Raw genomic sequence first — 21,531 nt, forward strand, 5'->3', positions numbered from 1 at the left:
CGTAGGGGGGTGGGCCGATGACCGGCGACGTCAGACCTGGTAGCCGCGCTGGCGGCGGACCAGCTTCTTGAGCATGAACAGCGTCTGGAGCACCGTCAGCAGGTAGAGCACCGGCCACCCGATGGAGAGGATGGCCGACTGCACGCCCACGCTCTGCTGGCTCCAGGCGAAGATCAGCACCGCGAAGGTGGCGACGGCGCAGACCAGCGGCATGACGTAGGCCGACCCGCGACCACGTTCCGCGGCGGCCTGGGCGGCCCAGTTGTCCTTGTCCGACCGGGCGAAGAACTGGGTCCACGCGGTGAGGAAGTGCCCCATGCGCAGCCACATGTACAGCTCGGCCGGGGCCACCAGCAGCGCGTAGAAGATGTCCGACCCGCTCTTGTCGTGCATGGAGGCGGCGATGCGCAGGTTGAGCAGCGTCGCGACCGCCGGCGGGATGAGCCACACGGGGTTGAACACGAAGGCCCCGATGCTCAGCGCGGCGGCCAGGAGCAGCAGGAACGCCATGCGGCTGAAGATGTTCAGCACCATCGAGATGTTCTCGTACCAGCGCAGCCGCAGGTTCGGGTGCATCGGCTGGCCCTTGGTGTCACCGCGCTGGCCGGGCCAGAGCAGGTCGATGCCGCCGTAGTTCCACTTGACCTGCTGGCCGTGCAGCGACCGGAGGGTCTCCATCGGGCCCACGTTGGCCCGGGCGCGGGCGCTGATCTTCGTGCTGAAGCCGGCGTCCTTGATCTGCAGGGAGAGCTTGGAGTCCTCGACCTCGGAGTCGCGCACCCAGGGCGCGGCCTGGTGGTTCAGGTACATGACCTGCTCGAGGGCGCGCACGCTGAACAGCGAGCACTGACCGCCGAGCACGGCCATGTTGCGGCCGCGGACCAGGTTGTCCATGTTGAACCCGGCGAACTGCGCACGCTGGCCGGCCACCAGGAACTTGGCCATGGGGCCCTTCACGGTCGACTTGTCGAAGGAGTAGATCGCCGACAGACCGCCGATGCGCTGGTCGGTGACCATCTCCTTCTCCATCCACTCGACGCAGAAGCGGTCGAGGGTGGTGTCGCCGTCCACACCGAGGATGTAGTCGTGGCCGCGGCTGACGTAGTAGCCGAAGTTGAGGGCCCCAACCTTCTTGTCCGGGTTCACCCCGATGTCGTGCACGTGCACGACCGTCGAGTAGGTCTCGCCCTTCACGGTCCGCTCGTGCTCGCCGACGAACTCCCCGGCGATCTCGCCGGTGTCGTCGTCGGTGTTGTTGATGACGACGTGGATCGTGTCCGGCGGCCGGGTCTGGGACAGGATCGAGGTGAGGACGGCGCGGATCGTGCCCTCCTCGTTGTAGGCGGGGATGACGCAGGCGATCGTGGCGTGCCGGCGGCTGGACGCGCTGCTCCAGTCGGCGAACTGCTCGGGGACCAGCGTGCTGACGTCGGGGACGTCGCCGCCGCTGCGGGCGAGCAGGGTGACGCGGTCGGTGGAGCGGCGCATGCCGCGCGCGACGTCGGGGATGGCGATCTCGGTCATTCGGACTCCTGCGGGACGACGAGGGGAAGCACGAGGCTGTCGAGGACGGTCTGGCGGAAGTAGCGCTGCGAGCCGGGTTCGGTCTCGACCAGCAGGTCGAACTGCAGGTCGACGGTCACCGACGCGACGCCGGCGGTCGAGGCGGGCAGGGACAGCGCCGTCCCGTAGGTGTAGGGCGCCTGGATGGCGAACTGGCCCTGGTCGTCGGACACCGTGGTCCGGGTCGTGCCGTCGTCGAGCACGGCGGTGAACCGGGTGACGAGCACCTCGAGCTCCTCGTCGGGGTCGCCGCCCTCGAGGTGCGCCGACAGCTGCAGCGTCTTCTCGTCGGCGGCGGTCCAGGTGGTGGGCGACCCGGTGGTCCACCAGTCGACGACCAGCTGACGGTCGCCGGCGGCGACCACGTGGGTGACCGAACCGGGGTCGAGCTCACCGGCCGGGCGCGGGGTGGTGGTGGGCGCGGCCGTCTCGGCGGCCTGGAGCGCATCCACGGCCGAGGCCGGGGTCGGCTCCGCGGTGGCCGACGTCGTCGCGGCGGCGGAGGTGGACCGGTCGGCCAGCGACGGGCTCATGCTCACGTCCGGCAGCTGGCAGGCGCTGAGGGTGGCGGTGCCGACGAGGACGGCGCCGACGACCAGCGCCCTGGTCCGTCGGGGGCGGGGGGTGTGGGCGGGTGGCCGCACGGGAGGTCTCCTGGCTGGCGACGCGGGTCGCCTCGGTCCGAAGGGGCTGCCCAGGGTCGCCGTCGTCCCGTGGGCTGTCGGTCATGACCCTGTGACCCCCCGTCATCGGGGTCAAGGAACCGAGGCCGCGGGCAGACCCGAAGGGGTGGGTTCGGACCGGGTTCCACCCGATCGGGTGCGTGCTCGCCCCGGCCGGGACACGCGGTGACCAGGAACGCCGACGGGGCCCGCGGTCGACGACCGCGGGCCCCGTCAGGGGTGGTGCAGGGGTCAGACCGTGAAGCCCCGCTGACGACGCACCAGCTTCTTGATCATGAACAGCGTCTGCAGCACGGTGATCAGGTAGAGCACGGGCCACCCGATCGAGAGGATCGCCGACTGCACGCCCACGCTCTGCTGGCTCCAGGCGAAGATCAGCACCAGGAACGTGGCGACGGCGCACACCAGCGGCATCACGTAGGCCGACCCGCGACCGCGCTCGGCGGCGGCCTGGGCGGCCCAGTTGTCCTTGTCCGACCGGGCGAAGAACTGCACCCAGGCCGTCACGAAGTGCCCCATGCGGATCCACATGTAGATCTCGGCGGGGGCCACCAGCAGCGCGTAGAAGATGTCCGAGGCGCTCTTGTCGTGCATCGAGGCGCTGATCCGCAGGTTGAGCATCGTGGCCACCGCGGGCGGGATCAGCCAGATCGGGTTGAAGACGAACGCGTCGATCGACAGCGCCGCCGACAGCAGCAGCAGGAACGCCATGCGGGTGGTGATGTTGAAGACCATCGAGATGTTCTCGTACCAGCGCAGCCGCAGGTTCGGGTGCATCGGCTGGCCCTTGGTGTCACCGCGCTGGCCCGGCCACAGCAGGTCGATGCCGCCGAAGTTCCACTTCACCTGCTGGCCGTGCAGGGCCCGCAGGGTGGTCATCGGGCCCACGAACGCCCGGGCGCGGGCGCTGATCTTGGTGTTGAAGCCGGCGTCCTTGATCTGCAGGGAGAGCTTGGAGTCCTCGACCTCGGAGTCGCGCACCCAGGGTGCCGACTGGTGGTTGAGGTACATCACCCGCTCCAGCGCGCGCATGCTGAACAGCGAGCACTGCCCGCCGAGCACGGCCATGTTGCGGCCGCGGATGAGGTTGTCCATGTTGAACCCGGCGAACTGCGCACGCTGGCCGGCGACCAGGAACTTGGCCATCGGGCCCTTCACCGTCGACTTGTCGAACGTGTAGATCGCCGACAGGCCACCGATCCGCTGGTCGGTGACCATCTCCTTCTCCAGCCACTCGACGCAGAAGCGGTCGAGGGTGGTGTCGCCGTCGACGCCCAGGATGTAGTCGTGGCCCCGGCTGACGTAGTAGCCGAAGTTCAGCGCGCCGACCTTCTTGTCGGGGTTCTCGCCGATGTCGTGGCAGTAGACGGTCGTGGAGTACGTCGTGCCCTTGACGACCCGCTGGTGCTGGCCGACGAAGTCCGCGACCACCTCCGGGGTGTCGTCGTCGGTGTTGTTGATGACGACGTGGATCGCGTCCGGCGGCCGGGTCTGCGACAGGATCGACGTGAGGACGGCGCCGATCGTGCCCTCCTCGTTGTAGGCCGGGATGACGCAGCTGATGGTGGCGTGCCGGCGCTGCTCCTCGGAGTGCCGGCCGCCGAACTCCTCGGGCACCAGCGAGCTGATGTCGGGGACCTCGCCGCCGCTGCGGGCGAGCAGGTTCACGCGGTCGGTGGCCCGCCGCATGCCGTGGACGACGACGTCGGTCACTGGGTGGTCTCCTGGAGGACGAGGGGCAGCTGGAGGGTGTCGATGACGGTCTGCCGGTAGAAGGCGTCGGTGCCTCGGCCGGTCTCGACCAGCAGGTCGAACTGGACGGTGACGGTCACGGTGCCGGCGTCGGGGTCGGTGGCCGGGAGGTCGAGGACCGTGCCGTAGGTGAACGGCGGCTGGAGGGCGAACTGGCCCTGGTCGTCGACGACGGTGGCCCGGGTGCTGCCGTCGTCGAGCACGGCGGTGAACCGGGTGACGTTGACCGCGATGCTGGCGGCGGTCTGCTCCTGACCCTCCAGGTGGGCCGACAGCTGGATGGTCTTGGTGCTGGCCGGGGTCCACTCGTCGGCCTGCTGGGTGGTCCAGTAGTCGATCACCAGGGTGCGGTCGCCGGCGGACTGCTGGTGGGTGACCGAACCGGCGTCGAGCTCACCGGATGCCCGCACCGCGGTGGGCGCGGCGGCCTCCTCGGTGGCGGCGGCCGACGCGGAGCCGTGGGCGGCCGCGGTGCCCGGTGTCGTGGTGGACGCGGTGGACTCCGCCGCGCGGGGGTCGGTGCTCATGCTCACGTCGGGCAGCCAGCACCCGGAGAGCACGGCGAGCGAGACGGGCAGGGCGATCACCCCGGCGAGGGCGCGGGTCGCCCGTGGGCCTGGGCGGGGGTGCGGTCTCCGCACGGGTGGTTCTCCTTCGATCGCGACCGGTGGCCGCGTGGGGTCCGACGCTGACGGTGGGGGCATCGACGACCCCGGGGGACGCACCGGAGCACCTGCACCCTCGCCGCGTCGAGAGGTGACGATGTGACCCAGCGTCACCGCTGTCAAGGGATTCTCGTGCGGCTCGAAACCCCTCGTCACGCTGCGCGTTCGCGTGATGCTGCAGGGTTCAACAAGTTGGTGCCGGTCGCCACATCCGTGACCGTTCGTGACGATCCGGATGCCCTCAGGCGGGGCTGATCCGCAGGGTCAGCGCGCGGCGGCCGGCGTCCGTGCGGGCCGTGGTGAGCCGCTCGGGGGACGGCGTCCCGTAGTCGGTGGTGCGCTGGCGGGCCGGCCGGCCGATCTCCGCGGCCATCGTCTCGAGCTGCTCGACGGTCTTCAGCGAGCCGTTCTCGCTGCCGGCCATGCGGCTGATCGTCTCCTCCATGAGCGTGCCGCCCAGGTCGTTCGCCCCGCCCTGCAGCACGACCTGGGTGCCGGCGTCGCCGAGCTTGACCCAGGAGGTCTGGACGTGGTCGATGCGGCCGTGCAGCAGCAGCCGGGCGACGGCGTGCACGGCCCGGTTCTCGCGCATCGTCGGCCCGGGGCGGGCGACCCCGGCCAGGTAGACGGGGGAGTTGTGGTGCACGAAGGGCAGCAGCACGAACTCGCGGAACCCGCCGGTGCGGTCCTGCAGCGCGGCGAGGGTGCGCAGGTGGCCGACCCAGTGGTGCGGGGCGTCGACGTGGCCGTACATCATCGTCGAGGTGCTCGGCAGGCCCACCTCGTGCGCCGTGGCCACGACCTCCAGCCAGGTCGCCGTCGGCAGCTTGCCCTTGGTGAGCACCCAGCGGATGTCGTCGTCCAGGATCTCCGCGGCGGTGCCGGGGATCGAGTCCAGCCCGGCCTCCTTCGCCGCGAGCAGGAAGTCCCGGAACGAGAGCCCGGTGCGGGCGGCGCCGTTGACGATCTCCATGGGCGAGTAGGCGTGCAGGTGGATGTCCGGCTGCCGGCGCTTCACCTCGCGGGCGAGGTCGAGGTAGGCGGTGCCGGGCAGGTCGGGGTGGATGCCGCCCTGCATGCAGATCTCGGTCGCCCCGCCGGCCCAGGCCTCGTCGACCCGGTCGCCGACCTGCTCCAGGGACAGCGTGTAGGCGTCGGCGTCGGTGCGCCGCTGGGCGAAGGCGCAGAACCGGCAGCCGGTGTAGCAGACGTTGGTGAAGTTGATGTTCCTGTTCACCACGTAGGTGACGTCGTCGCCCACGACGTCGCGGCGGACGGCGTCGGCCATGGCGGCCAGCGCGTCGAGGTCGGGGCCGTCGGCGCCCAGCAGGGCCAGGTACTGCGCGTCGGTGAGCCCGGCGGGGTCGGTCTCGGCGCGGGCGAGGGCGGCGTGCACCTCGGGGTCGCCGGCGGCGATCGCCGTGGAGACGCCGCTGCGGGCCTCGGTCGTGCGGTCGCGCAGCTCGGCCCAGTCGCCGTAGACGGCGTCGAAGTCGCTGCGCCGGTCCTCGGTCCGCCCGGTCGTGTCGATCTCGGTGTGCAGGTCGACCCGGCCCGACGCGCCCCAGGTGTCGTCGGGTTCCTGCCACGGCAGCCCGACCGGGGTCCGGCCCTCGACCGCCAGCCCGTCCGCGCCCGCCAGCGCGGTCACGTGCGGACGGACCCGGGGGTCGAGCCACGGCTCGGGCTGCTGCACGTAGCCCGGCCCTGCTGCCAGCCGCTCGCGCAGGGTGTACCCGGCCTGCGCGGTGAGCTCGGTGAGGGTGTCGATGTGCGGCCAGGGCCGCTCGGGGTTCACGTGGTCCGGGGTCAGCGGGGAGACCCCGCCCCAGTCGTCGACCCCGGCCCGCAGCAGCAACCCCAGCTCGGCCGGGTCGGTGAGGTTGGGCGGTGCCTGCACCCGGTGCTTCGGGCCCAGCAGGAGCCGGGTCACGGCCACCGCGGCCAGGTACTCCTGCAGCCCCAGGTCGTCGGCGGCGGCCATCGCCGTGCGCCGCTTGGCCCGGAAGTTCTGCACGATCGTCTCCTGCACGTGCCCGTGCCGCTGCGCCGACGCCCGGATCTGCAGGACCGCGTCCACCCGCTCGGCCGGGGTCTCGCCGATGCCCAGCAGCACCCCGGTGGTGAACGGGACGGCGGACCGCCCGGCGTCCTCCAGCACCCGCAGCCGCACGGCGGGGTCCTTGTCCGGGGAGCCGAAGTGCGGGCCGCCGGGCTCGGTGAACAGCCGGGTGGCGGTGGTCTCCAGCATCATGCCCATCGACGCCGACACCGGCTTGAGCCGCTGGATCTCCTCCCAGGTCAGCACGCCCGGGTTCAGGTGCGGCAGGAGCCCGGTCTCCTCGAGCACCCGGATCGCCATCGCCCGCAGGTAGCCCAGCGTGGACTCGTAGCCGTGCGCCTCGAGCCACTCCGCCGCGACCGGCCAGCGGTCCTCGGGCCGGTCGCCCAGGGTGAACAGCGCCTCCTTGCAGCCCAGTGCCGCGCCGTCGCGGGCGATCTGCACGACCTCGTCGGGGGACAGGAACGGTGCCCTGCCCTCGGCCCGCAGCTGCCCCGGCGTGGTCACGAACGTGCAGTAGTGGCAGCGGTCGCGGCACAGGTGGGTCAGCGGGATGAACACCTTGCGGCTGTACGTGACCACCCCCGGTCGCCCGGCCGAGACCAGCCCGGCGTCGCGCACCCGGGACGCCGCGGTCAGCAGCCGGTCCAGCGGGTCGCCGTCGGCCAGCCCGCGGGCCGACAGCAGCGTCTCCGCCTCCAGCGCGTCCAGGGCCACCCCGCGCTCGGCCCGGACCAGGGCACGGCGGACGGCGGACTCGGAGAAGGGGGCCTCGGTCATCGAGGCCCAGTCAACCCCCATCAGCGGCGGAAGGTGCGGCCCGCCCCGTCGGTCCACCGGCCGCGCAGCCGCAGCAGCGGGTCGCGGGTCTCCTCCAGCACCGGGACGTCGACCACCTCGAGCAGCACCAGGGTGTGGTCGCCGGCCCCGACCAGCCGGTCCACCCGGCAGTCCAGCGCCGCCACCCCACCGGTCAGCACGATGCCGCCGCTGTGCCCCGCCCGCTGCCACGGCACGGTCTCCAGCAGGTGCCGGGCGCTGGGCCGACCGGCCGAGGCGAAGCGGCTCGCGACGATCTCGTGCTCGGCGGCGAGGAACGTCAGCGCGCCGGTGCCCACGGTCTCGAGCACCTCGAGGGGGTAGCCGCCGGTGGTCAGCGCCAGGGCCACCAGGGGCGGGTCGGCCGAGACGCTCATCACCGAGGTGACCGTCGTCCCGACGTCGTCGATGTCGTCCTGCACGCACAGCAGCGCGACCCCGGCGGCGTACTGGCGCAGTGCCTGGGCGAAGTCCCCGCGGTCGACCGGCATGCGGCCAGTCGACCACACCCCGAGACTGGGCCGGTGACTGCGGACCAGACCTTCGACGTGATCGTGATCGGCGCCGGCTCGACCGGCGAGAACGTGGCGGACGCCGTCGTGAAGGGCGGCCTGAGCGCCGCCCTCGTGGAGAGCGAGCTCGTCGGCGGCGAGTGCTCCTACTGGGCGTGCATGCCGAGCAAGGCGCTGCTGCGCGGCACCGAGGTGCTCGACGAGGCCCGCGCGGTGAAGGGGGCCGCAGCGGCCGTCACCGGTGACCAGGACGTCGCGGCCACCCTCGAGCGGCGCAACTCCTTCACCAGCGGCTGGGACGACTCCGGGCAGGCGCAGTGGGTCGACGGCGCGGGCATCGCCCTCGTGCGCGGCGCCGGGCGGCTGGCCGGGGAGAGGACCGTCGTCGTCACCGCCGCCGACGGCAGCACCACCACGCTGACCGCCCGGCACGCCGTGGCGGTGTGCACCGGGTCCGCCGCCGCCGTCCCGCCCCTCGAGGGCATCGACGAGGTCGAGGTCTGGACCGCCCGCGAGGCCACCAGCGCCCAGCAGGTGCCGGGCCGGCTGGTGATCCTCGGCGGTGGCGTGGTGGGCGTGGAGATGGCCACCGCGTGGTCGGCGCTGGGCTCGCAGGTCACCCTGCTGCAGCGCGGCGGGCGGCTGCTGGCCGGGCAGGAGCCCGAGGCCGGGGACGCCGTGGCCGAGTCGCTGCGCGGCCGCGGGGTCGACGTGCAGCTCAACACGTCGGTCTCCGCGGTCCGCAAGGACGGCGACGACGTGGTCGTGGTGACCAGCGCCGGCGAGGTGCGCGGCGACGAGTTCCTGGTGGCCGCCGGGCGGAGGGCCCGCACCGAGGACATCGGCCTGGACACCGTCGGGCTGACCGCGGGGGAGTACCTCGACGTCGACGACACCCTGCGGGTGCGCGGGGTCGACTGGCTCTACGGCGTCGGCGACGTCAACGGCCGCCGGCTGCTCACCCACATGGGCAAGTACCAGGCCCGCCAGGCCGGGGCGTCGATCGTCGCCCGCGCCACCGGCGAGCAGGTGTCGATGGCCGACTGGTCGCCGTTCGTGGCCACCGCCGACGCCGCGGCCACCCCGCAGGTCACCTTCTCGGTGCCGCAGGTCGCCTCGGTCGGGATCACCGCGGCGCAGGCCGAGGAGCAGGGCCTCGCGCACACCGTCGTCCGGTACGAGCTGGGCAACGTGGCCGGCTCCGCGCTGTTCGCCGACGGCTACGCAGGCAAGGCCGTCGCGGTGGTCGACACCGAGCGGCAGGTGCTGGTCGGCGTCACCTTCGTCGGCCCCGGGGTCTCGGAGATGCTGCAGGCGGCCACCATCGCCGTCGTCGGCGAGGTGCCGATCAGCCGGCTCTGGCACGCCGTCCCGGCCTACCCGACGATGAACGAGATCTGGCTGCGGCTGCTCGAGACGCTGAAGGGCTGACCGGGTGCACGCCTCCGGGCGGATCGGGCTGGTCCTGCACCCGCGGCGGGACTGCTCGGCCGCCGCGGGGCAGGTGGCGGCCTGGACCACCACGCACGACGTCGACCTGGTCGCGGCCGCCCCGGACGTCGAGCGCCTGGGCGTGGCCGGGGTGCGCGCGGTCGACGTCGCCGAGCTGGCCGGGGACTGCGACGGGCTGATCGCCCTGGGCGGCGACGGCACCCTGCTGGGTGCCATGCGGCTGGTCGTCGACCGCCCCGTGCCGGTGCTCGGGGTCAACCTGGGCCGGCTGGGGTTCCTCGCCGAGGTCGAGGGCCGCGAGCTCGAGCAGGCGCTCGCCGCGATGGCTGCGGGGCGGTCGACCACCGAGTCGCGCAGCTGCCTGGTGGTGCGCGGGCCGGGCTGGGAGACCGTGGCGTTCAACGACGTCGTCCTCGCCCGGGTCCCCGGCGAGGGCCTGGTCGAGGGCACGCTGTCGGTGCACGGACGGCGCCACGGCCACTACCGCTGCGACGGGCTGATCATCGCCACGCCGATGGGCTCGACGGCCTACAACTACGCCGCCGGCGGTCCCGTGGTCAGCCCCGGTGCCGAGGGCATCCTGGTCACGCCGTCAGCGCCGATGAACGGCATCAGCCGGTCGCTCGTGCTCGGTCCGGGGGAGCCAGTGCGGGTCGACCTCACCGGGGGCCGTCCGGCGGTCGAGGTCGACGGCCTCCTCACGGGTCGCTGCGGTCCCGGTGACGCGCTCGAGGTGTCCTCGCGCGCCGAGGCGGGTCTGCTGGTGCGCATCGACGACTCGGTGGCCGCCGACCGCAGCCGGGTCAAGCTCTCGTTGCTGGACCTCCCGCTGCTGCCCGAGGAGCTGCTGGAGCTGGTACCCGAGGAGCTGCGCCGCCGGCACCCCGGCGGCGCGTCCACCCCGGGCTGACGGGTCAGGCCAGGGCGAACGGCTCGTCGGAGGGCGCCGGGAGCTGGCCGTCCACCGTGGCGGTGACCGTCATCCGGCCCAGCGTCGCCCGCCCGCCGAACAGCGAGAGGAACGCGGTGTCGGCGGCGTCCCGGCCGTGGCAGATCCGCACGAGCGAGGACGTCGGGGCCAGCCGCGTCGGGTCGACGGTCCTCCACACGCCGTCGACGTCGGCCTCGACCACCGCGTGGAAGTCCATCGGCGACAGGCCCGGGGCGTAGACGGCGACCAGCCGGGCCGGCACCTCCAGCGCGCGCAGCAGCATCACGGTCAGGTGCGTGTAGTCGCGGCACACGCCCGACCCGGCCAGCAGGGTGTCGATGGCGGTGTCGACCGGGCGGCTGGCCCCCGCGACGTAGACCAGCCGGCCGCTGACCCAGGACGCCACCTGCGCGACCAGCTCGGAGCGGTCGATCGTCTGGTCGAACTCGGCGGCGGCGAAGCCCTCGACCTGGTCCGAGGGGCAGTAGCGCGAGGGCCGGACGTACTCCGCGCGGTCGGCCGCGGTCACCGTGCGCGGTGCGCCGCCGGACTCGACCGACGCCGAGTAGGCGATGGTGGTCTCGCCGGCGGCCACCTGCAGCTCGTGCACCCGGGCGCCGTGCACCTGGGTCTCGGTCGCGCTGCGCGCCTGCCCCGCCGACACGATCGTCAGCTCCTCGGTGGTGGGCGTCGCGACGGCCACCTGCAGCAGCGCGGTGGCCGGCACGGGCGAGGAGATGGTCAGGGTGCAGGCGACGTCGGTGCGCATGGGCGCTGATGATCCGGCCCGCACCGCCCCGGTGACGAACCGGCGCGCTGTGTCGTGCCCCACCGGGTGAGGATGGTCCGGTGACGTGGCACCGGTACGTGGCCCTGGGCGACTCCTTCACCGAGGGCGTGGGCGACCCCTGTGGCGACCCCGGTGGCGACCCCGGTGGCGACCCCGGTGACCTCGTCGGGTGGGCCGACCGGCTGGCCGGTGAGCTCCGCCGGGCGCAGGGCGCGCTGGACTACGCCAACCTGGCCGTGCGGGGCAAGCTGCTGCAGCAGGTCGTCGACGAGCAGGTGCCCGCCGCGCTGGCGCTGGCCCCGGACCTGGTGAGCATCGTGGCCGGCGGCAACGACCTGCTCCGCCCGGGGGCCGACCCCGACGCCCTGGCCGCCGTCATGGAGGCCGCGGTGGTGCGGCTGCGCGGTGCCGGGGCGGACGTGCTGCTGGCCACCGGCGTCGACCCGCGGGCCACCCCGCTGATCGGCCGCACCCGCGGCCGGTCGGCGACCTACAACGCGCACCTGTGGTCGATCGCGGCCCGGCACGGCGCCCGCGTGCTCGACCAGTGGGGCGCGGCCTGGGTGCACGACCCCCGCATGTGGGACGTCGACCGGCTGCACCTGGCACCCGAGGGGCACCGGCGCACCGCGCTGGCTGCGGCCGCCGTCCTCGGCGTGGACGTCGAGCCCGGCTGGGCCGTGCCGCTGGACCCGGCCCCGGCGCTCCCGCGCCGCGCGCGGCTGGCCGCGGAGGTCGCCTGGGTGCGGTCCTTCGTCGTCCCGTGGGTCGGCCGCCGGGTGCGCGGCCGGTCCTCGGGCGACGGCCGGACGGCGAAGCGGCCGCAGCTGCAGCCGGTGTGAGACCTCAGCCGGCGGCGGGCAGCGCCGGGGTGCTGGGGGCCGGCAGCGGGGCGGGCCGGCCGAAGGCGTAGCCCTGGGCCATGGTGCAGCCGTGCTCACGCAGCCAGGTGGCCTGCTCCTCGTCCTCGATGCCCTCGGCGATGACCTCGAGCCCCATGCCCTGCCCGAGCTGCAGCAGGCCCTGGACCAGCGCCGCCGTCGAGGGCTCGGTCACCACGTCGGCGACGAACGAGCGGTCGATCTTCACGGTGTGGATCGGCAGCCGGTGCAGCGCGGTGATCGCCGAGTAGCCGGTGCCGAAGTCGTCCAGGGCGAGGGTGACCCCGCTGGCGGTGACCTCCGAGACCGAGCGCAGGGTGGCCTCGGCGGCGAACAGCGCGGTCGACTCGGTGATCTCCAGCTCCAGCCGGCCCGACTCCAGCCCGGACTCCTCGAGCGCGGCGGCGACCAGCTCCGAGAACCCGGGCTCGGCCAGGTGCCGCGCGGAGATGTTCACGTGCACCCGCAGGTCGTCGTCCCAGCCGGCGGCGTCGGTGCAGGCCCGGCGGAGCACCCAGGCGCCCAGCTTCGAGGTCAGCCGGTTGTTCTCGGCGGCCTCCAGGAACGCGCCCGGGGGCAGCAGCCCGCGGGTGGGGTGCTGCCAGCGGATGAGCGCCTCGTAGCCCAGCAGCCGCTCGTCGGACAGCGCCACGATCGGCTGGTAGTACAGCCGCAGCTCACCGGCGTCCACGGCGTGCCGCAGGTCGCTCTCCAGCTGCAGCTGGTCGACGTCCCCGTCGCTCAGCGCCTCGTCGTGCACCTCGATGCGCCCGCGCCCGCCGTTGGCCTTGGCCCGGATGAGCGCGCCGTGGGCCTGCTTGAGCAGGGCGTCGGGGGCGGCGTCCTGGCCCAGGGTCAGGGTCAGGCCCATGCTGGCCGACAGCACGATCTCGCGGTCGTTGACGTGGAACGGGTCGTCCAGCACGCGCATCAGCCGGTCGGCCAGGGTGCGCAGACCCTCGACGTCGACGACCTCCTCGGCCAGCACCAGGAACTCGTCGGCCCCCAGCCGCACGGCGGTGTCCTCGACGCGGGTCGACCAGCGCAGCCGGTCGGCGACCTGGCACAGCAGCTGGTCCCCGGCCTCGTGGCCCAGGGAGTCGTTGACCGCCTTGAACCGGTCGAGGTCGAGGTAGACCAGGCCCACCGGGCCACCGCGACGGCGGGAGATGTTGAGGGCGTGCTGCAGCCGGTCGGTGAGCGAACGCCGGTTGGGCAGCCCAGTCAGCGGGTCGGTGAGCGCGCGGCGGACGAGGTCCTCCTCGGCGCGCCGGCGGTCGGTGACGTCGACCAGCGAGAGGACGACGAAGTGCGGGTCGCCGTTGGTGCGGTGCACCAGCTCGCGGGCCTGCTGCACCCACAGCGTGCTGCCGTCGGCGCGCTGCAGCCGGCGCTCGCCCATCACCTCGAGGTGGGGGTCCAGCGGGGTCCGGCCGGGCACGGGCAGGCCGGGCTGGTCGCCCACCGGGGTGTCGTCGGGGTGGGCGAGCAGGTCCAGGTGCCGGCCGATGAGCTCGTCGGCGGTGCGGCCGGTGAGGGTGCACAGCGCGGGGTTGACCACCAGCAGGCGGCCGTCGGTGGCGACGACGGCCTTGCCGATGGGGGCCGAGAGGAACAGCGCGCGGAACAGCTGGCCCCGGTCGGCCAGCAGGGTGTCGACCGCCCGCGGCCCGCTGGGGTCGCCGGACGCAGCCGGCGGGGTCGGCGGGACGGAGAGGCTCACCGGCACACTGTCGCCCATCGCAGCCCCAGGACGCCGCAACTCCGGTGGGTGCGTCGCGATCGGACCGGCATGTTCCGTCACAGGATGGGGATCCTGCGCCCAGAAGTGACAACTGGGACCGGTGAGCCGACCAGCACGGATGTGGCAGGGGTCGCAGGAGTCGGCGGAATCGTGGGCCACCCGTCGCCGCTGCGCCAGGCATGGATCTGTTCTCCCCCGTCCGGCTCGGCGACCTCGAGCTCGCCAACCGCGTCGTCATGGCCCCGCTGACCCGCACCCGCTCCGGTGCCGCCGGCGTCCCCGGCGACCTCGTCGTCGAGCACTACGCGCAGCGCGCGGGCCTCGGCCTGATCGTCACCGAGGGCACCTACCCCAGCCACGAGTCCCGGTCCTACCCCGGCCAGCCCGGCATCGTCACCGACGAGCAGGCCGCCGGCTGGGCCCGGGTGGCCGACGCCGTGCACGCCCGCGGTGGCCGGCTGGTCATGCAGCTGATGAACGGCGGTCGCGTGTCGCACACCGCGATCACCGGCACCGACCGCATCGTCGCGCCGTCGGCCATCGCCGTCCCGGGCGAGGCGCACACCCCCGAGGGCAAGCTGCCCTACCCGGTGCCGCACGCGCTGACCACCGAGGAGGCCGTCGCGGTCAAGGCGGAGTTCGTGGCCGCGGCCCGGCGTGCGGTCGACGCCGGCCTGGACGGCGTCGAGGTGCACGGGGCCAACGGCTACCTGCTGCACGAGTTCCTCGCCGCCGACTCGAACACCCGCACCGACGTCTACGGCGGCAGCCCGGAGGCGCAGGCCCGCTTCGTGGTCGAGGTCGTCACCGCGGTGGCCGAGGAGATCGGCGCCGGCCGGGTCGGCCTGCGCATCTCCCCGCAGCACGGCGTGCAGGGCGTGGTCGAGCCCGACGCCGACGACGTCCGCGCCACCTACACCGCCCTGGTCGACGGCATCGCGCCGCTGGGCCTGGCCTACCTGTCGGTGCTGCACGCCGACCCGGCCGGCGAGCTGGTGCAGGAGCTGCGCCGCCGCTTCGGCGGGCCGCTGATGGCCAACACCGGCTTCGCCTCCCCGACCGAGCGCGGCGAGGCCATCGGCTTCGTCGAGTCCGGCCAGGCCGACGTCGTGGCCGTGGGCCGCGCGGTCATCGCCAACCCGGACCTGGTCGAGCGCTGGGTCGGCGGCCACCCGGAGAACACCCCGGACGGGTCGACCTTCTACGGCGCCGGCGCCGAGGGCTACACCGACTACCCGACGCTGGCCCTCTCGCAGAGCTGAGCTCCGACCGTCCCGACGGGCCCGACCGCACCCCGCGGTCGGGCCCGTCCGCGTCCGGAACACGGACAGGTGGTTGAGTGTTCAAGCGGGAGACCGAGGAGGTCACATGGACAAGAAGATCGGGTTCCTGAGCTTCGGGAACTGGAACCCCGGCCGCGGGTCGCAGGTGCGCACCGGCCGGGAGGCCCTGGTGCAGAGCGTCGAGCTGGCCGTGGCGGCCGAGGAGCTCGGGCTGGACGGCGCCTACTTCCGGGTGCACCACTTCGCCCGCCAGCTGGCCGCCCCGTTCCCGCTGCTGGCCGCCGTCGCCGCCCGCACGTCGCGGATCGAGATCGGCACCGGCGTGATCGACATGCGCTACGAGAACCCGCTGTACATGGCCGAGGAGGCGGCGATCACCGACCTGCTCGCCGACGGGCGGCTGCAGCTGGGCATCAGCCGGGGGTCACCGGAGACCGCCCTGCGCGGCGCGTCGTTATTCGGCTACCGGTTCGACGACGACGGCGGTGACCTGGCCCGGCAGCACACCGAGCTGTTCCGCGCCGCGATCGCCGGCGCGGGCGTGGCCGACGCCGATCCCCGCATGACCGGCGGGGTCGAGGGCCGGCTGGGCATCCAGCCGCGCTCCGACGGTCTGCCCGAGCGCATCTGGTGGGGGTCGGGTACCCGCGGCACCGCGGTGTGGACCGGCGAGCAGGGCATGAACCTGATGAGCTCGACCCTGCTCACCGAGGACACCGGCATCCCGTTCGACGAGCTGCAGGCCGAGCAGATCGAGCGCTACCGCGCCGCGTTCGCCGCGGCCGGCCACGGTCGCGAGCCCCGGGTGTCGGTCAGCCGCAGCGTCATGCCGGTGACCACCGACGAGGACCGGATGTACTTCGGCGACCGGTCGGGCGAGGACCAGGTCGGGATCCTGGACGGCATGCGGTCGCGCTTCGGCAAGACCTACGCCGGCCCGCCGGATCAGCTGGCCGAGGAGCTCTCCAAGGACGCCGCCGTGCGCGAGGCCGACACCCTGCTGCTCACGGTGCCCAACATGCTCGGCGTCGACTACAACGCCCGGCTGCTCGAGACCGTCGTCCGCGAGGTCGCCCCCGCCATCGGCTGGACGCCGAAGGCCTAACCGGCCAGGTGCTGCCACCGCCAGCCGTCGTCCTGCCGCACGTAGCGCAGGCGGCGGCTGGCGGTGTCCGCGCCCCCGGCCCAGAACGTCAGCTCCACCGGGCGCAGCCGGAAACCCACCCAGGACGGCGCCGGGGTGGATCCGGCGTCCACGGGGACGTCGGCGGCCCAGCCGAGCCGGCGCGCGGCGAGGTCCTGCGCGGCGAGCTCGTCGGTGTTCAGCCACGCCAGCCGCCGCAGGTGGTCCGAGCGCGCCGACCAGGCCCGGGTCAGCGGCCCGGCCTCCTCGGCCACGACCGGTCCGCGCAGCACCAGCTGCCGGGTGAACCCCGGCCACAGCACGGTCATGCTCGCCCGCGGGACGGCGGCGAGCTGGGCCACCTTGCGGCTGCCGCGCGAGGTGTGGAAGGCGAACCCGCTGCCGTCGACGCCCGAGAGCAGCACGGTGCGGGCATCGGGGCAGCCGTCCTCGCCGACGGTGGACAGCACGACCTGCGGCCGGTCGGGGTCGTCGTCGGCGGGCAGCCAGCTGCGGGCGAGGTCGAGGGGGTCGGCGGGAGGTGCGCCGTCGGCGTGCAGGTCGAACGCCGCGGTCACCGCACGGCGCCCTTGGTGGGGCCGCCGTACCCCGGGTTCAGCTTGCCCGGGTTCAGCAGGCCCTGCGGGTCGGTGCGCCGGGCGGTCTCGACGGTCCGCTCGAGCTGGAAGTCGACGTTCCACTGGTGCGGGTCGTGCACGCCGACGCCCAGCGCGTTCAGCTCGAGGATGCCGGCGGCCACCTGCTCGGGGCTCCGGTAGACCCCGGCGAGCATGCCGATTGGCCCGGAGTGCCCGATCTCGTTGTGCAGCAGGCCGCCCTCGAACACCGCGTGCACCTCGTCGACCCGGTCGATCAGCGCCTCGCCGCCGACCTCCAGGTGGAAGTAGACGCCGGGGGCGCTCTTCTGCAGCCACTCGATGGGGTGGTTGTAGCTGAGCACGCTCAACGACAACGGCACCTGGGGGCCCTCGCGCACGTCCTCGAGCCGGCCGCCGGCGGCCTCGACCAGCTGCGTCGCCCGGGCCGTCGTGGACACCTCGAGGATGCCTCGGACGCTGGCCCGCCCGGCCGGGAACGCGGGGTCCTCGGGCAGCGCGGCGGAGATCTCGGGGGTGTCGGCCGAGATCAGCCGCGGGGTGGGCTGCAGCGCGCCGAGGTCGCGCAGCACCGACTGCGCGCCGTGGAAGTCGGGGAAGCTGGCGTAGAAGCCGCACCACTCCTGCAGCGGCTCCAGCCGCACGGTGGCCCGGGCGATGATGCCGGCGGTGCCGTAGTTGTGCACGAACGCCTGGGCCTCCTCGCCCTCGACGTGCACCAGCTCGCCGGAGCCGTCGGCGAACACGACGTCCAGGGCGGCGACGAAGCCGGCGTCGTTGGTGCCGTGCACGATGCTGCCGGTGCCGCCCGAGCCGCCGGCGAGGAAGCCGCCGAGCGAGCTCTGCACGGTCGAGGGGTACATCCACAGCTGCTGCCCGGTCTCCTGCGCCGCCCGCTCGCAGGTCACCATCGGCGTCCCCGCCTCCGCGGTCAGCAGGCCGTCGACGACCTCGACCACCGCCCGCGCCCGGGACAGGTCGAGGACCAGGCCCCCGGACATCGGGATGCCCTGGCCGTAGTTGCCCGTGCCCTTGCCGCGCGGGGTGACCGGCACGCCCAGGCGCACGGCGGCGGCGACGGCCAGCCCGATCTGGTCGGCCGTGGTCGGGAACGCCACGAGGTCGGCGACGCCCAGCGGCAGCAGCTCGCTGATGATCGGGCTCATCCGCGAGCCGTCGACCGAGACCCGCTCGCGCACCCGCAGCTCGGTGCTGACGTTGCGCTCGCCGAGGAGGGCGGCCAGCTCGGACTCGAGCGCGGACAGAGCAGTGGCGGGCACGGTGGCGGTCACGACTCGATGAGAACCCGCTGCGGTTACATCCGTGTGACCCTTCTGCGTCATCTGCACCCGCGGGCCCGTGCATGTGCAGGATCGGCCGGTGAGCTTCTTCTCCGACGTCGAACGGGACCTCGTCGTGGCAGGCCGCACCGTGCTCGCCGACGGGGTCCTCGCCCTGGACCTGGTGTCCCACAACGGCCGGGACCTGCCCGGCTGGACCCCCGGCTCGCACGTCGACGTCGTGCTGCGCCCCGGCCTGGAACGGCAGTACTCCCTCTGCTCCGACGTCGCCGACCGGTCGCGGTGGCGGCTGGCGGTGCTGCGCGAGGACGGCGGCGCCGGCGGGTCCGTGGCCCTGCACGACGAGGTCGAGGTGGGCCAGCGGTTGCGGCTGCGCGGCCCCCGGAACCACTTCGTGTTCGAGGTGACCCCCGGGACCCGCCACCGGTTCGTCGCCGGCGGCATCGGCATCACCCCGCTGCGGGCGATGGTGGCCGCCGCCGACGCGGCCGGGGCCGACTGGTCGCTGGACTACTGCGGCCGCACGCGGGGCCGCATGGCGTTCGCCGACGAGCTGCTCGCCGCGTACCCGGGGCGCGTGCGGCTGCACGTCGCCGACGAGGGCGACCGGCTCGACGTCGCCACCCTCGAGGTCGACGCCGCCACCGCGGTGCACGCGTGCGGGCCGGCCAAGCTGCTCGACGCGCTCGAGGCCGCCGCCACCGGCTGGGCGGGCACGCTGCACGTCGAGCGGTTCGAGGCCAAGGAGTTCGGCGCACCGGTGTGGCCCGGGCCCTTCGAGGTCGAGCTGGCCCTGACCGGCACCTCCGTGGTCGTCGAGCCGGGCACCAGCGTGCTCGACGCGCTGGCCGGCGCCGGGGTCGACGTCCTGTCCTCGTGCCGGGTCGGTACCTGCGGCACCTGCGAGACCCCGGTGCTGGAGGGCGCCGTCGAGCACCGCGACTCCGTGCTCAGCCCCGGCGAGCAGGCCGAGGACACCGCGATGATGGTCTGCGTCTCCCGTGCCGCCGGCCCGCGGCTCGTGCTCGACCTGTGACGGCACCGCTCACCGCACCGGCCTGCCCGAAGGCGATGACCCACGGGCCGTGCGGCGGGGTCGCCGAGGACGGCCGCTGCGAGGTCGCACCCGTGCCGTGCTCCTTCCTGCCCCTGCCCACGATGCGGTGGAGCGGTCCGACGGCGGTCCGCACGGCGCCGGAACCCCGCCTGCTGGCGCTCATGCGGCAACGGCCGGTGGTCGTCGCCGACCTGCCGGCGGTGGCGCTGGACCGGGCCTCCCTCGAGCGGTCCGCCGACGTGGTCGTGGGCCACGTCGACGCCGTGCTCCTGGGTGACCACGGTGCCGCGCGGGTGCAGTTCTCGCCCACCTACCGGGCCTCGGTCGTGCAGGCCCGCGGACTCCCGGTGTGGCAGGGCCTCAACTGCCGGGACCGCAACCGGGTCGCGCTGGAGGGCGAGCTGGCGGGGCTGGCCGACCTCGGTGTGGGCGCGGTGCACTGCGTGACCGGCGACCACACGGCCACCGGGGACCGGCCCGACGCCCGACCGGTCTTCGACTGGGACTCCACCCAGCTGGCGGCCGCGGCCCGGGCGGCCGGCGTGCTGGTGTCGGTGGGGGAGACCCCGCACGGCCCGCCTGCAGAACGCCGTCCGCACCGGCTCGTGGAGAAGGTCCGGGCCGGGGCCGACGTCTGCTTCGTCAACCACACCGGCTCGGTGCAGGAGCTGCGCGACTTCGTCGAGCGGGCCACCGACGCGGGGGCCGACGTCCCGTTCGTCGCCTGCGTAGCGGTGGCGACCGACCCCGGGTCGGTCGCCGAGCTGCGCCGGTTCACCGGGCTGCGGCTGCCCGCGGGCTACCTGGCCGGCATCGAGTCCGCCCACGACCCGGCCCGGGCCGGCATCGCCGCGGCCACCGCGCTCGCCGAGGAGTACCTGGCCGTGCCCGGCGTCCGCGGCGTCGACCTGTCCGGGGTGGCCGCCCCCGGCACCGAGCTGACCACCGCCACGGCCCTGGCCGAGATCGGGAGACGACTGAGTTGAGCATGCTGCTGAGGTCGGTCACCGACCTGGACGGACGACTCCTCGACGTCCGGACCGACGACGTCGTCACCGACGTCGCGCCGGCCGGTGCGTTGGAGGTGCGCCCGGACGACGAGGTGCACGACCTGGCCGGCCACCACCTGCTGCCGGCACCCGCCGAGCCGCACGCCCACCTGGACAAGGCGCTCACCAGCCACCGCGCGCCAAACCGCACCGGTGACCTGGCCGGTGCGATCGAGGCCATCCGCACGATCGCCGCGGCCTTCACCCACGAGGACCTCGTCGACCGGGCCACCCGCGCCGCGCACGAGTACCTGGCGAACGGGACGACGGCGATCCGCACCCACGCCGACGTCGGCGCCCACTCGGGCACCCGGCACGTGCGCGCACTGCTCGAGGTGCGCGAGGCCCTGGCCGGGCTGGTCGACGTCCAGGTGGTCGCCCTGGCCAGCGCGCCGTGGGCGCCGGGCGAGGCCCAGGCGAACGCCCGGCTGCTGGAGGAGGCCGTGGACCTCGGCGTCGACCTGGTCGGCGGGGCGCCCCACATGTGGCCCGACCGGGCCGCCGGGTTGGAGCTGTCCTTCGAGGTCGCCGCCCGTCGCGGGCTGCCGCTGGACCTGCACACCGACGAGACCCTCGACCCCACCGCGCAGGGCCTGCTGCACCTGGCGCAGCGCGTGCGGGCCACGGGGTTCGCGCACGGGGCCACGGCCAGCCACTGCGTCTCGCTCGGCGTGCACCCCCTCGAGGTCGCCCGGGCCACCGCGGCGGAGGTGGCCGCGGCGGGGGTCGGGGTCGTGGCGCTGCCGCAGACCAACCTCTACCTGCAGGGCCGGGAGTCCACGGTGGCCACCCCGCGCGGGCTGACCGCCGTCCGGGCGCTGCTGGACGCCGGGGCGACGCTGGGCGCCGGCGGGGACAACCTGCGCGACCCGTTCAACCCGATGGGCCGGGCCGACGCCTGCGAGGCGGCATCCCTGCTGGTCACCTCGGGTCACCTCTCGACCCGCGAGGCCTGGCACGCCGTGAGCTCCGGTGCCCGGCGGTGCATGGGCCTGCCGGTGCCCGCCGTCGCGATCGGCTCGGTGGCCGAGTTCCTCGCAGTCGAGGCGGAGAGCCTCGACGCGGCCGTGGCCGGGGCCGGGACCTCGCGCACGGTGATCAGCCGCGGGCGGGTGGTGGCGAGCACGACGGTGCAGCGGGTGTTCCCCGCGAGGGCTGTGGCCCAGTCGTGACCAGACGGTCGACTCCGTTCACCGACGGCACACGCAACCGAAACAGACCCGGCCCATCGTGACGACATCGCCCGG

General features: G+C 74.0%; 18 protein-coding genes. 8 read left to right on the forward strand and 10 right to left on the reverse strand.

Going from position 1 to position 21,531, the window contains the following annotated elements; all coding sequences use genetic code 11:
* Positions 1 to 30: 30 nt before the first annotated feature.
* From BLS67_RS10595 to BLS67_RS10620, 6 genes are all read right to left on the reverse strand, one after another.
* Complete coding sequence (locus BLS67_RS10595) at positions 31 to 1,524, reverse strand: glycosyltransferase family 2 protein (protein ID WP_091244451.1); 1,494 nt, start codon at positions 1,522 to 1,524, stop codon at positions 31 to 33.
* A complete protein-coding gene (locus BLS67_RS10600; protein ID WP_091244455.1) occupies positions 1,521 to 2,207 on the reverse strand; it encodes a hypothetical protein in 687 nt (228 codons plus the stop codon). Before BLS67_RS10600 ends, BLS67_RS10595 begins: the two co-directional genes overlap by 4 nt.
* 270 nt (positions 2,208 to 2,477) lie before the next feature.
* Positions 2,478 to 3,959, reverse strand: a complete 1,482-nt coding sequence (locus tag BLS67_RS10605; protein ID WP_091244458.1) for a glycosyltransferase family 2 protein — start codon at positions 3,957 to 3,959, stop codon at positions 2,478 to 2,480.
* Positions 3,956 to 4,585, reverse strand: a complete 630-nt coding sequence (locus BLS67_RS10610; protein ID WP_091244461.1) for a hypothetical protein — start codon at positions 4,583 to 4,585, stop codon at positions 3,956 to 3,958. Before BLS67_RS10610 ends, BLS67_RS10605 begins: the two co-directional genes overlap by 4 nt.
* Before the next feature lie 319 nt (positions 4,586 to 4,904).
* On the reverse strand, positions 4,905 to 7,505 hold the full coding sequence (locus BLS67_RS10615) for a bifunctional FO biosynthesis protein CofGH (protein ID WP_091244989.1): 2,601 nt from the start codon (positions 7,503 to 7,505) through the stop codon (positions 4,905 to 4,907).
* Between the two features lie 20 nt (positions 7,506 to 7,525).
* Positions 7,526 to 8,035: a flavin reductase family protein gene (locus BLS67_RS10620; protein WP_091244464.1), complete on the reverse strand. Its 510-nt coding sequence runs from the start codon at positions 8,033 to 8,035 to the stop codon at positions 7,526 to 7,528.
* 33 nt (positions 8,036 to 8,068) lie between these two features.
* Between BLS67_RS10620 and BLS67_RS10625 the strand changes: the two genes are divergently transcribed.
* Both BLS67_RS10625 and BLS67_RS10630 read left to right on the forward strand, forming a co-directional pair.
* Entirely contained in the window at positions 8,069 to 9,487 is a 1,419-nt protein-coding gene (locus tag BLS67_RS10625; protein ID WP_091244467.1) for a dihydrolipoyl dehydrogenase family protein, read from the forward strand.
* A gap of 4 nt (positions 9,488 to 9,491) precedes the next feature.
* Positions 9,492 to 10,418, forward strand: a complete 927-nt coding sequence (locus BLS67_RS10630) for an NAD(+)/NADH kinase (protein WP_091244470.1) — start codon at positions 9,492 to 9,494, stop codon at positions 10,416 to 10,418.
* A 4-nt stretch (positions 10,419 to 10,422) separates the two neighbouring features.
* Here BLS67_RS10630 and BLS67_RS10635 read toward each other — a convergent pair whose 3' ends face one another.
* Entirely contained in the window at positions 10,423 to 11,208 is a 786-nt protein-coding gene (locus BLS67_RS10635) for a transglutaminase-like domain-containing protein (protein ID WP_091244474.1), read from the reverse strand.
* A gap of 80 nt (positions 11,209 to 11,288) precedes the next feature.
* On the opposite strand from BLS67_RS10635, the gene BLS67_RS10640 reads away from it, so the two are divergent.
* On the forward strand, positions 11,289 to 12,071 hold the full coding sequence (locus BLS67_RS10640) for an SGNH/GDSL hydrolase family protein (RefSeq protein WP_091244477.1): 783 nt from the start codon (positions 11,289 to 11,291) through the stop codon (positions 12,069 to 12,071).
* Between the two features lie 4 nt (positions 12,072 to 12,075).
* On the opposite strand, the gene BLS67_RS10645 is transcribed toward BLS67_RS10640, so the two are convergent.
* The gene (locus BLS67_RS10645; RefSeq protein ID WP_242653977.1) at positions 12,076 to 13,833 is read right to left on the reverse strand and encodes a putative bifunctional diguanylate cyclase/phosphodiesterase; all 1,758 of its coding nucleotides are present in this window, start codon (positions 13,831 to 13,833) and stop codon (positions 12,076 to 12,078) included.
* A gap of 200 nt (positions 13,834 to 14,033) precedes the next feature.
* On the opposite strand from BLS67_RS10645, the gene BLS67_RS10650 reads away from it, so the two are divergent.
* Together BLS67_RS10650 and BLS67_RS10655 are read left to right on the forward strand one after the other, a co-directional pair.
* A complete protein-coding gene (locus BLS67_RS10650; protein WP_091244483.1) occupies positions 14,034 to 15,116 on the forward strand; it encodes an alkene reductase in 1,083 nt (360 codons plus the stop codon).
* 106 nt (positions 15,117 to 15,222) lie between these two features.
* On the forward strand, positions 15,223 to 16,242 hold the full coding sequence (locus BLS67_RS10655; protein ID WP_091244486.1) for an LLM class flavin-dependent oxidoreductase: 1,020 nt from the start codon (positions 15,223 to 15,225) through the stop codon (positions 16,240 to 16,242).
* On the opposite strand, the gene BLS67_RS10660 is transcribed toward BLS67_RS10655, so the two are convergent.
* The gene (locus BLS67_RS10660; protein WP_091244490.1) at positions 16,239 to 16,838 is read right to left on the reverse strand and encodes a pyridoxine/pyridoxamine 5'-phosphate oxidase; all 600 of its coding nucleotides are present in this window, start codon (positions 16,836 to 16,838) and stop codon (positions 16,239 to 16,241) included. The genes BLS67_RS10655 and BLS67_RS10660 overlap by 4 nt on opposite strands.
* Entirely contained in the window at positions 16,835 to 18,169 is a 1,335-nt protein-coding gene (locus BLS67_RS10665) for an FAD-binding oxidoreductase (RefSeq protein WP_242653978.1), read from the reverse strand. The genes BLS67_RS10660 and BLS67_RS10665 overlap by 4 nt, the downstream gene beginning before the upstream one ends.
* Before the next feature lie 88 nt (positions 18,170 to 18,257).
* Here BLS67_RS10665 and BLS67_RS10670 point away from each other — a divergent pair, with 88 nt between their 5' ends.
* Genes BLS67_RS10670 through BLS67_RS10680 form a run of 3 tightly spaced genes read left to right on the forward strand, consistent with a single transcriptional unit; the run spans position 18,258 to position 21,456 of the window.
* Positions 18,258 to 19,214 carry a PDR/VanB family oxidoreductase gene (locus tag BLS67_RS10670; RefSeq protein WP_091244492.1) on the forward strand — a complete coding sequence of 319 codons (957 nt, stop codon included), beginning with the start codon at positions 18,258 to 18,260 and terminating at the stop codon, positions 19,212 to 19,214.
* The gene (locus BLS67_RS10675) at positions 19,211 to 20,221 is read left to right on the forward strand and encodes a methylenetetrahydrofolate reductase C-terminal domain-containing protein (protein ID WP_091244495.1); all 1,011 of its coding nucleotides are present in this window, start codon (positions 19,211 to 19,213) and stop codon (positions 20,219 to 20,221) included. Before BLS67_RS10670 ends, BLS67_RS10675 begins: the two co-directional genes overlap by 4 nt.
* Positions 20,222 to 20,223: 2 nt before the next feature.
* Entirely contained in the window at positions 20,224 to 21,456 is a 1,233-nt protein-coding gene (locus BLS67_RS10680) for an amidohydrolase family protein (protein ID WP_091244499.1), read from the forward strand.
* Positions 21,457 to 21,531 lie beyond the last annotated feature (75 nt).

Source organism: Klenkia soli (assembly GCF_900103975.1).
Classification (GTDB): Bacteria; Actinomycetota; Actinomycetes; order Mycobacteriales; family Geodermatophilaceae; genus Klenkia; species Klenkia soli.